Here is a 227-nt window from a genome sequence, read left to right as displayed (position 1 = left end):
CCATATGGTTACACGTTGCTGGATTACAGTTATTCCTGGAGCAACTACCTCAGCACCATTGATAACAACGGCTGGCCGTGGCGCTCCACAGGGGACACGCAGACGCACCGTCTGAACCTGTCTCATGTCATTTTCCGCAACGGCGATATTAAAACGGCGCTGACCGGTGGATTACAGCACCGTATCAGCCGTAACTACCTTGATGATGTCCTGCTTCAGAGCAGCAG

The 227-nt window shown here is 52.9% G+C and carries 1 protein-coding gene; it reads left to right on the top strand.

Annotation, left to right across the window (positions count from 1 at the left end; genetic code table 11):
• Positions 1–227: ShlB/FhaC/HecB family hemolysin secretion/activation protein (locus GTGU_RS26310; RefSeq protein ID WP_038164130.1), on the top strand; the 227-nt coding region annotated here is incomplete at both ends.

The organism is Trabulsiella guamensis ATCC 49490 (assembly GCF_000734965.1).
GTDB lineage: Bacteria > Pseudomonadota > Gammaproteobacteria > Enterobacterales > Enterobacteriaceae > Trabulsiella > Trabulsiella guamensis.
Note: the sequence above shows the minus strand (reverse complement) of the source record. Positions and strands in the feature narration are given on the sequence as shown.